Genomic DNA, 10,199 nt, shown 5'->3' on the forward strand with positions numbered 1-10,199 from the left:
ATTTATTGACAGTTATACAAACTTGCCGTCGTCAAAGACCTTCAGTCCGCCAAGTTTTTTGAGCAAGCGATCAAAGCGAGGGTTAATCCTGCTGTGCAGACCCCATCTTTAATACCCCAAGTTGAGACCTGAATCCTTACGTTCAGTTTTCCAGGTATTATACAATATAAATCGTATTTTCGCAAAAAGTTATTTATGAAAAAACTCACAATAATGTCGATCGCCCTGGTAATTATTGCTGCAACTCTGGAAGTTCTAGATGTGGGGCTGCAACTAAGCGCGATCGGGCAAACACAAACACCCCAACCACAAACACCTCAACCACAAACACCCCAACCACAAATACCCCAACCACAAACACCCCAACAAATCCAAACACCCCAACAAATCCAAACACCCCCAATCCAAACACCCCAACCAAAACCAGACGACCCCAAAAACCTCGGCTACGTCTCCCCAGAATTTGCCGAAAATTTCTCCCAGCAACAAATCGACCAAATCAACGCCAACGTCGAAACGCTACTGCTAACTCAAAGCTGCCCCCGCTGCGACCTCCGAGCCGTAAAATTAGTTAACATTAATTTAAAAAATCCCATCCTTACAGGAGCAGATTTATCAGATGCCAACCTCAGCGGTAGTCGCTTCGAGATCTCAGATTTTGTCAACACCAATCTAGCTCGCACAGACTTAAGCGGAGCCGAATTAGTAGGAGCGAGAATCAGCAACGCTAACCTCAGAAAAGCTAACTTGACAAAGACAAATTTAGACGGTGCAGACCTGCGATTTTCCGACTTGAGAGATGCCAATCTTTCCGATGCCAACCTCCGCAATGCTAATATAGATGGCGCTAGTATCGATCGAGCAAGTATGGCCGGCACCACAATGCCCGACGGCCGAAAAAATCAATAATATAGCCTCGTTTCCTGGGCGATTGAAATCGCTTCTTATCCAACAAAGTCCGGATAGTGCGCGGACTGCATCCCTTCCAGGCTCTGCCTCCTTGTTCTCAGGCTCTGCCTTTTCCCTTGTTCCCAGGCTCTGCCTGGGAATAAATATCTAGAGGCTCTGCCTCGTTTCCTGCTCCCCTCTTCCCTCTTCCCTCTTCCCTCTTCCCTCTTCCCTCTTCCCTCCATCCGCTACATCCGTTACATCCGTTACAGAATCCGTTGCCGAACTTCCTTCAGAATCAAACAGCCAAAAACCTCTGAATCACCTCATCACTTAACTCGGCAGTGCTTCCAGAAGCCACAATCCCGCCTTTTTGCATAGCATAATACCAGTCAGCTTGCCGGACAAAATGCAAATGTTGCTCCACCAACAAAACAGAAATTCCCCTAGTAGCAACTACACGGCGCACCGCAGCTTCTATGTCTAAAATAATAGACGGTTGAATCCCCTCCGTCGGTTCATCCAAAACCAGCAACTGCGGCTCACCCATCAAAGCTCTAGCAATAGCTAACTGCTGCTGCTGTCCCCCGCTCAAATCACCTCCCAGGCGATCAAGCATAGTTTTCAAAACCGGAAATAACTCAAAAATTTCATCAGGAACTTCAGGATTTTTGGTTTTAGTGGGTTTCGCTTCCAAACCTAACAAGAGATTTTCTTTTACCGTCAAACGGGGAATAATTTCGCGTCCTTGAGGCACGTAACCAATGCCCATTTTCGCCCGCTGGTGAGTCAACTTAGAAGCAATAGATTCTCCGCCAAAAGCAATAGTGCCGCCGCGCGGTTGCAGCAACCCCATAATCGTTTTTAGCATAGTAGTTTTGCCCACACCATTGCGGCCGATCAAGCAAACCATTTGCCCCGCATTGACGCTTAAATCGACATCGCGCAAAATGTGACTTTCGCCGTAATAAACATTCAAATTAGAAACTTGCAGCATATTCTTTAGATTGGTAATGGATAATTGGTAATTGGCAAGCGGTAATTGGAAATTGGTAATCGGTAATCGGTAATCGGAAACAGTCAACTGACTAATGACCAATGACTAATAACTAATAACTAATGACCAATGACTAATAACTAATGACTAATGACTAATGACTAATGACTAATAACTTCTTACTCTTCCGGTTTGCCCAAATATACCTCAATTACCCGATCGTCATTTTGCACCTCATCCATAGTCCCCTCGCACAAAACCGCACCCTGATGCAACACCGTCACCTGCCGCGCAATTTGCCGCACAAACTCCATATCGTGTTCAATTACCAACACCGAATGACTTTCGGCCAGCGAAATTAGCAACTCTCCAGTTAACATCGTTTCCTCATCCGTCAAACCCGCCACAGGTTCATCTACCAACAACAAATCAGGAGATTGAGCCACCAACATTCCAATTTCCAACCATTGCTTTTCCCCGTGAGACAGCAAACCAGCCGAAACATCAGCTTTAGCAACTAAACCAATTGTTTCTAACAAACCAGCAACAGTGCGTTTTTCAGCCGCAGAAGCAGGCTTAAACAAAGTAGAAAAAACATTTTTATGGCGGCTGCAAGACAATTCCAAATTTTCGCGCGGCGTTAAATTCAAGTAAACTCGCGGCGTCTGAAACTTGCGACCAATTCCCAAGCGCGAAATCCTATCTTCCGACAACTTGCGCAAATTTTGTCCCTTAAATAACACCCTGCCCTCTGTCGGCTGCACCTTCCCGGTAATCGAATCGAGAAAAGTTGTTTTCCCCGCACCGTTAGGACCAATGATAACTCGCAGTTCGCCCACATCCATGCTAAAATTTAAACCGTTGATGGCTTTAAAACCATCAAAACTAACAGTCAAGTTTTCGATTTCTAAGACTTTTCCATTCATAATTAGCAATTAACTCACTAATGGACAACAACCGATACCCCTTGTAGGTGCCGAGGGCAAATATCCTCCCTTATTAAGCAGATTTACTCCCCTTCCGTAACACCATAATTTCTACTTTATGCTAGCCGTTTACTCTAAAGTAAAACTGCTAGAACTGCTCGACATTGGAGGTGGAGCTGCTGCTAAAATGCGTTCAGCTAACTTCGATAGCGGCAGACTTTGCAAATACACTTTTCCTGGCCCGGTTAGCTTGACTAAAAACAAGCCTTCGCCGCCAAATAGAGCATTTTTAAACCCGCCAATAAACTGAATATCGTAGTCTACTGTGGGCGCAAAAGCTACCAAACAACCAGTGTCCGCTCGCAACACTTCACCCACCCCCAAATTTTTCTCAACTATGGTTCCTCCCGCATGAACAAAAGCTAGCCCGTCACCCTGCAACTTTTGCAGAATAAAACCTTCTCCGCCAAAGAAACCGGCACCTAGCCGCTTCGTGAAAGCTACCTCAATTTCAATGCCGTTAGCCGCACAGAGAAATGAGTCTTTTTGACACAAAAATTTACCGCCAAGTTTGCCTAAATCGAGGGGAATTACTTTACCCGGATAGGGGGCGGCAAAAGCGACGCGGGCTTTACGATTTCCGGCGTTGACAAAGGTGGTAATGAAAAAACCCGCTCCTGTCAGCATTCGTTTGAAACCTTGAAATAAGCCGCCGCCTGTGGATGTTTGCATTTGGATTTCGCCTTCCATGTATGTCATGGTTCCAGCTTCAGCCCTGACGCCTTCTCTGGGGTCGAGTTCAATCTCGATGAGTTGCAAATCGTCGCCGTAGATTTTGTAGTCAATAATATCTGCCATATTTAACCTCTAAAGTTAGAGAACTAGGTTGGTTGCTGCTGATATTTAAGTAGGTGGAGATATACAGGAGATTGCAAGTTTATAAAGTACATCCGCCTATCGATCCCCCTAGGGACACGGGGCCCGGCCGTGTCTAAAGCTGCACTCGATAAACCAGGGATACGCTGTATATTGCGTCTCCTCAGAGAGAAACGCAGCTTTTCCCAAGTCTATTGCGATGGCTTCGTTTGTCTGTTGCAGGTAAAATTTATTGATGTCCGCCTACTTCTAAATTACACGATATTTTTGCACTCAATGTTCAAGTTCTTCTTTTTCGCGCTGCACTTGGGGGTCTTGTTCCAGGCTGGGGTAAGTAGAGGCGTACCTCGGTCTTCTGAACAGGGTGCGGATTTGGTCGAAACCTTGATGTTGGAGCCATCCGACTAAGCCGTCGGGTAGCACTGTGACTACTATTAGGAATAGCGCGCCTTGGAAAAATAGCCACACTTCGGGAAATTGTTCGCTCAAGAAACTCTTGCCAAAGTTGACTAGCAGCGCTCCCAGTATTGCTCCTGATAATGTGGCGCGACCTCCGACTGCAACCCAGATTACCATTTCAATTGAAAAGGCAATATCCATTGCTTTTGGCGAAATGATTCCGGTTTGTACGGTAAATAATGCGCCTGCAATCCCGGCTAAACCGGCGGAAATTGCAAAGACTAAAACTTTATATCCTGTGGGATTGTAGCCTGAGAAACGCAGGCGCACTTCGTCGTCGCGAATTGCTACTAGCAGGCGGCCGAAGCGCCCGCTGGTCAGCCAGCGGCAGAGGGCATAAGTTGCTGCTAGAAATAGTATGGTGAGAATATAGAAAATATATTGGGTATCTCGGTCATTTACTGTGGCTCCGAACAAGGTTTTAAAGTCGGTGAGTCCGTTGGTTCCGTTAATGAGTTTTTGCTGACCGTTAAAGAAGTTGAAAAATACTATGGTTGCTGCTTGGGTGAGAATTGAAAAGTAAACGCCTCGAATCCGATTTCGGAATACTAAATAACCCAAAAGTGCGCCCAAAATAGCGGGGATGAGAACTGTTGCTGCTGCTGAGAAGGGAAATGAATAAAATGGTTGCCAAAACCAGGGTAGTTCGGTGACGCCGTAGAGACCCATAAATTCGGGCAATTGGATGCTGGCGGTTGGGGGAATTTGCAGTTTTAGGTGCATGGCGAAGGCGTAGCCGCCGATCGCAAAAAATACGCCGTGTCCGAGACTGAGCAAACCCGTGTATCCCCAAATCAAGTCTATGCCGAGGGCTGCAATTGCTAGCGCTAAAAATCGCCCTAATTGATTGAGGCGAACGTCGGGGAGTATTCCTGGGATCAGGAATATGAATGTGAGGGCGATCGCGCTGACAATTGCCGCTTCTTTTAGCCAGGCTTTTTGATATTTGTTCTGCATTTTTCGCTACCCTCGCAGTTGTAATTTGTGAACTAACCTGACGGTCAACTGAGTACAGTTAGACCGCAGGCTTCTTTTTCCTTTTTTTCAAAGGCTTTTTTGAGTGACGGAGTTCCCCCGCCACTTTCGTAACTCAATCCAATCTTCTTTATAAGTTTGGCTGAATTTTCATCTCGATCCAAGGATTCTCCACACTGACAAGAATGCCACCGATCTGATAATTCTTTCGGAACTTTGTTGAGGCAATCCCAGCAATGTTGAGAAGTTCCTTTGGGGTCAACAAATAGAACAGTTTTACCTAACTTCCCAGCAACATATTTGAGAACGCTGGCGAATTGTCCGTGAGCAGCATCAAGCATGGATTTGTTCAAGCCACTTTTTGCTGACTGGCCGTTCGGCAAATAAACCAAATTGCCATTCTCACTGTCAGTTTTAGGCTTGGCGCGTCTAGTTAGATTTTTAACACTCAAGTCTTCAACAACTAAAACTTCACACTTGCTAAGTAACTCATGTGCAGTTTTGAATTGAAAATCTAATCTAGCTCTAGCTACGAACTGATGGAGTTTGGAAATCTTGTCCTTGATAACTTTCCAAGGCTTAGAACCCTTAACTCTATTAGCTAACTTCCCTTGAAGTCTTGCTAATTTCTGGGCCGACTTCCTTAAAAACCTAGGATTCTCAACCCTTTCGCCATTGGATAGGTAAACGTAAACAGTATTTTCGACCGTCGGTTGAATTTCTGCAACCGTTACGGGAACCGTTTTATCTTCTAGCGTCAGGGAAATATACCACCCATCCGCTTCTGAGATAACTGTACCCGTCTTAACTTTGAACTTGGTTGGTATTGGACGGTGGAAAACCATAGGCACTTGACCTATTTTGGCGAGACTAATACAAATCCTATCTTGCTCGTCCTTGACAATATCTAAGTTATCTAGTTGAGGATAAGTGAAGGATTTGTAGTAGTGAAGCCCTTTGAATCTGGGCTGACCTCTACGATTGCCGTTTTGATCGGGCGTGGTGAAATTTGAAAAGGAAGTTTCAACTCTGTTGACGACATCTTGCAAAACCTGAGAATCCAACGCTTTGTAGTCAGGAAATAGTTTTTTGGTGTTTTTTAGGTCGGCAAGTTGTATCGTTTGCCACTGTACATATCCGCCTTCAATGTTCGAGAAAACATCACCTTTCTTGGTCAAAGAATTGCCTGACTCATCCTTTTTTCTGCCGTCCCTAGTTTGCACCCTAGTTAAGGGAATATTTTGATAAATTTCCTCAATCGGGACTATCGAAACAATCAATGGGCAGGCGTTGATAGGTGTTCTCGTGGCTTCCCACCACCTAAATCTTTCGCCGAGTCGGTAGTTGTACTGCCGACGGCAGAGTTCTAAATGAGCCACAATAGTTGTTAGTTGGGCTTTTGTGGGTTTGAGGCGGTATTTGTACGTGACTTGCATTTTTTAAATTCCTTTTTTCGACCTACCTTAATGTACCATTTCTTTTGATTTAATGTTTAGAAAGTACATCAAAATTCAAGGTACTCGCAATGTCTAATTGTCGGTTTCCGTCCGCGACACCCGACGCTTCTGGACATCCCTACGGTAATTTATTCGGGGTACTTCGCGCAGCGCTCAGATTAATCCCCTCTAAATATACCGAGGGACTTCCCGGCTGGTTGTTAATTTTCTACCGTCCGCCCTTTTTGCGGGAAAATCCCTCCCGGCTTCACTTGCAGAAAAGCCATAATTAAGGCGAATACCATTACTTTTGCCATGCTAGTTGTGGCGAAAAATGTGAAGAAGTCGGCTAAAGGCTTGACAGGAGCGAACATTATTGCTAAGGTTCCCGAACCGATCAGGTAATTGGCAGTGCCGATCGCGATCGCAGCAACTACAGTCCCCACAATCTTACCGACACCGCCCACAACCACCACCATAAAGGTATCGACTATATAATTTTGTCCGGTATTTGACCCTACGGAACCGATCAAACTAATCGCGCACCCAGCGACACCTGCCAGCCCCGAACCCAAAGCAAAAGTCAGCGCGTCTACTTGTTCGGTAGGAATGCCCAAACACGCGCTCATGCTGCGATTTTGCGTCACAGCGCGAATGCGAAGTCCCCACACAGACTTTTGCAAAAATAGGTAAATTCCCACCAAACAAATTCCTGTCAGCGCAATAATAAAAAGTCGGGCGTAGGGCAATTGGAAATTGCCCAGCGGGATGCCGCCACGCAGCCATGCAGGCGCAGTCACATCCACATTTTGAGCGCCAAACCAAGGTTTAGTTACGGAGAGTTGGTAAGTTTGCCCTAAAAAGGCGCTCACCGCCCAGGAAATACCCAAAGACAGAGGCAAAATTATGGCGATAATTTTGCTGCGAATGCGATCGAAATCCTGGCGCTGCTTCAGCACTCGCAAACCGCCAAAAAACAGCAAACAAAACACCGCAATCCCAATTACCAGCACCCAACTGACGCTGCGGACAAACTGCTGCAAAATTAAACTTACGCCCCAAGTTGCCAGCAGAGTTTCTAGCGGCCGCCCGTAAAGATAGCGAATCACTCCGCGTTCGAGAATTAATCCTACCAATGCAGCTACTAAAAAAGCTAGGGGAATCGCAAATAAAATATAGGTTTCAAAAGCAAATCCTCCGATACCTTTGAAGACATTTTGCACCACGAAAGTTGTATAAGCCCCCAGCATCATCAACTCGCCATGAGCCATATTAATCACGCCCATCAGCCCGAAAATAATCGCTAATCCCAGGGCTGCAATTAGTAAAACAGCGCCGATGCTAATGCCATTAAATAAACCGTCTAATAAGCCGATCGCCACTTTTTATGCTCCTATTTTCCTACTATAATATGTGGTGCAATTATGTAATGGTAAGGTGGGCAGTGCGCCCCTAAAAACGCTAGTTTTTGTATAAGCGTAAGGTGGGACATCAGCGCACAGAGCGATGTTTTATAGCCTTTCTCAGTAACATGTTCCGACGTGCATAGGGCATAGGGCATAGGGCATAGGGCATAGGGCATAGGGCATAGGGCATACCTCACGACGCTTGAGAACCGCTATAGGTGAGCTATTAAATCCGGGAAAGGTACGCATTGCACACTCTAAAGACGCGAGTTTTTGTATGAGGGGAAGGTGCGCCCTAAGCACCCGGAGCAACGTTTTATGTACACAGTTATAGCCTTTCTCAGTAACATGAGGTGCTCTCGCGGCCTCCGTGGGCATAGGCCTCCGTGGGCATAGGGCATCAGTTGCGAGCGGTGTGTACCTCATTTTATTGAGAACCGCTATATTTAAAACGGGGAAAGGTGCGCTACGCGCACCCGGAGAGAGTTGAAAATTTACTTAATTATGTACTCTTGAATTTGCCGCCTTTTGTGGGATCTGACCAATCGCAAGAAAAGCCTTTTGTTTCAGCGACAAACTGATTCCAAGGAATCGGCTTCACTGCTTCTGGCGTTGCATAAGCGATCTTAAACAAACCGTCTTCTCTCACTTCGCCCAACCGCACAAATTTAGAAAGGTGATGGTTAACTTCCATCGTTACTTTGCCCCCCGGCGCGTCAAAGGTTTGACCCAAAGCTGCTGCGCGCACTTTTTCCAAATCGTCGGCTGTCCCTGCTTTTTCGACGGCTTGCTTCCAGAGGTAAACCATGATGTAAGCTGCTTCCATCGGGTCGTTAGTCACTCTATCTTTGCCGTATTTTGCCTTGAAAGCTTCCACAAATTTTGTATTTGCCGGAGATTCCACTGTCATGAAGTAATTCCAAGCCGCGTAATGACCTTTAAGATATTCTACGCCGATCGCCTTTACTTCTTCTTCCGCAATACTGACAGACATTGACGGATATTTGTCCGGTCCCAAACCTGCACCCTGCAACTGTTTGAAAAATGCTACGTTGCTGTCGCCGTTGAGGGAATTGAAAATGACGCCCCCGTCTGGCAAAGCTGCCTTAATTTTAGTAATAATTGGCGTGACTTCTGTCCCGCCCAAAGGAATGTAATCTTCTCCAACTAATTCGCCGCCTTTGGCTGCTAGCTGTGCCTTGATAATGGTATTTGCCGTGCGGGGGAAAACGTAGTCAGACCCGACTAAGAAGAATTTTTTGCCTTTATTTTCTAGCAGCCAGTCAACTGCTGGTTCGATTTGCTGGTTCGGTGCCGCGCCGGTGTAAAAGATATTTTTGGAACACTCTTGACCCTCGTATTGTACGGGATACCAGAGCATATGATTTTTTTCTTCAAATACCGGCAATACTGCTTTGCGGCTGGCGGATGTCCAGCATCCGAAGACGGTGACAACTTTATCTTGGTCGATCAACTTTTTGGCTTTTTCGGCAAAAGTCGGCCAGTCTGAGTTGCCATCTTCTATTACTGTTTCGATTTGTTTCCCGAGGACACCCCCAGCTTTATTAATTTCTTCGATCGCTAATTGTTCGGCATCGACAACGCTTTTTTCGCTGATTGACATTGTGCCGCTCAAGGAATGCAAAATTCCTACTTTGATCGAGTTTCCGCCCCCGGCTGCTGCTGGTGTACTTCCTGTCGATGTGGGAGAAGCGGCTGGAGTTGCTGTTGGAGTGGGAGTTCTACAAGCTTTTAGAAATAAACTTGATGTTAGGGTAGCAGAACTGTATAAAAGAAATTTCCGCCGATCGAATCGCTTTGTCATTTTTTCTTGTTACTCTTGAATAGATGAGTCTGGTAATTGAAAATAATAACACATAGCGACTTGATATTAAGACTCGCTTCAGAAGACTGTTGTATTTTTAGATACAAAATTTACAATCTGTTGACAAAATGAAACTTTTCTGGGTATTTATGGCCACTGCTGCAAAAACTGGCCTGATACCATTTTAGATTTGAGATTTTAGATTGACTGATGACATAAGGCTTTGAAGTTTACCTACTGTTGCATTCTTTTCTGAAACCGCGTTCAGACACCAAAATACGTCTTTTCAGCAATCAGTGTGAAATTTGAAACCGGGTTTCTTTACAGAAATTATCTTAGGAATGAGAATTAAATAACTTCCACAAGTTTGTGGGATGGGCGTCCCGCCCGTCCTTTTTGGACGGGCGGGAC

Annotated in this window: 8 protein-coding genes; 1 reads left to right on the forward strand and 7 read right to left on the reverse strand. The window is 45.6% G+C overall.

All coding sequences use genetic code 11. The features are described 5' to 3' along the window. Positions 1–195: 195 nt before the first annotated feature. Positions 196–909: a pentapeptide repeat-containing protein gene (locus ACUVJL_RS17245; protein ID WP_445246973.1), complete on the forward strand. Its 714-nt coding sequence runs from the start codon at positions 196–198 to the stop codon at positions 907–909. Between the two features lie 277 nt (positions 910–1,186). On the opposite strand, the gene urtE is transcribed toward ACUVJL_RS17245, so the two are convergent. The 7 genes from urtE to urtA all read right to left on the reverse strand — a co-directional run bounded on the left by urtE (position 1,187) and on the right by urtA (position 9,788). After that, positions 1,187–1,885 carry an urea ABC transporter ATP-binding subunit UrtE gene (urtE, locus tag ACUVJL_RS17250; protein ID WP_445246974.1) on the reverse strand — a complete coding sequence of 233 codons (699 nt, stop codon included), beginning with the start codon at positions 1,883–1,885 and terminating at the stop codon, positions 1,187–1,189. Positions 1,886–2,064: 179 nt separating this feature from the next. Beyond that, the gene (gene urtD / locus ACUVJL_RS17255) at positions 2,065–2,811 is read right to left on the reverse strand and encodes an urea ABC transporter ATP-binding protein UrtD (RefSeq protein WP_445246975.1); all 747 of its coding nucleotides are present in this window, start codon (positions 2,809–2,811) and stop codon (positions 2,065–2,067) included. A gap of 129 nt (positions 2,812–2,940) precedes the next feature. Next, positions 2,941–3,669 (reverse strand): TIGR00266 family protein, encoded by a 729-nt coding sequence (locus tag ACUVJL_RS17260; protein WP_445246976.1) that lies wholly within the window; start codon positions 3,667–3,669, stop codon positions 2,941–2,943. Positions 3,670–3,960: 291 nt separating this feature from the next. After that, positions 3,961–5,103 carry an urea ABC transporter permease subunit UrtC gene (urtC, locus tag ACUVJL_RS17265; RefSeq protein WP_445246977.1) on the reverse strand — a complete coding sequence of 381 codons (1,143 nt, stop codon included), beginning with the start codon at positions 5,101–5,103 and terminating at the stop codon, positions 3,961–3,963. 44 nt (positions 5,104–5,147) lie between these two features. After that, positions 5,148–6,557, reverse strand: coding sequence for an RNA-guided endonuclease InsQ/TnpB family protein (locus ACUVJL_RS17270; RefSeq protein WP_445246978.1), 1,410 nt, complete (start codon positions 6,555–6,557; stop codon positions 5,148–5,150). Between the two features lie 221 nt (positions 6,558–6,778). Beyond that, positions 6,779–7,933, reverse strand: a complete 1,155-nt coding sequence (locus ACUVJL_RS17275; RefSeq protein WP_445246980.1) for an ABC transporter permease subunit — start codon at positions 7,931–7,933, stop codon at positions 6,779–6,781. A gap of 532 nt (positions 7,934–8,465) precedes the next feature. Beyond that, positions 8,466–9,788 (reverse strand): urea ABC transporter substrate-binding protein, encoded by a 1,323-nt coding sequence (gene urtA / locus ACUVJL_RS17280; protein WP_445246979.1) that lies wholly within the window; start codon positions 9,786–9,788, stop codon positions 8,466–8,468. Between the last annotated feature and the right edge of the window lie 411 nt (positions 9,789–10,199).

Source organism: Microcoleus sp. OTE_8_concoct_300 (assembly GCF_031383065.1).
In the GTDB taxonomy this organism is placed as follows: domain Bacteria; phylum Cyanobacteriota; class Cyanobacteriia; order Cyanobacteriales; family Microcoleaceae; genus Microcoleus.

Coding starts and splice junctions, on each gene's coding strand:
- urtA (WP_445246979.1), bottom strand. CDS start 9,788: ATGACAAAGCGATTCGATCGGCGGAAATTTCTTTTATACAGTTCTGCT.
- ACUVJL_RS17260 (WP_445246976.1), bottom strand. CDS start 3,669: ATGGCAGATATTATTGACTACAAAATCTACGGCGACGATTTGCAACTC.
- ACUVJL_RS17270 (WP_445246978.1), bottom strand. CDS start 6,557: ATGCAAGTCACGTACAAATACCGCCTCAAACCCACAAAAGCCCAACTA.
- urtE (WP_445246974.1), bottom strand. CDS start 1,885: ATGCTGCAAGTTTCTAATTTGAATGTTTATTACGGCGAAAGTCACATT.
- urtD (WP_445246975.1), bottom strand. CDS start 2,811: ATGAATGGAAAAGTCTTAGAAATCGAAAACTTGACTGTTAGTTTTGAT.
- ACUVJL_RS17245 (WP_445246973.1), top strand. CDS start 196: ATGAAAAAACTCACAATAATGTCGATCGCCCTGGTAATTATTGCTGCA.
- urtC (WP_445246977.1), bottom strand. CDS start 5,103: ATGCAGAACAAATATCAAAAAGCCTGGCTAAAAGAAGCGGCAATTGTC.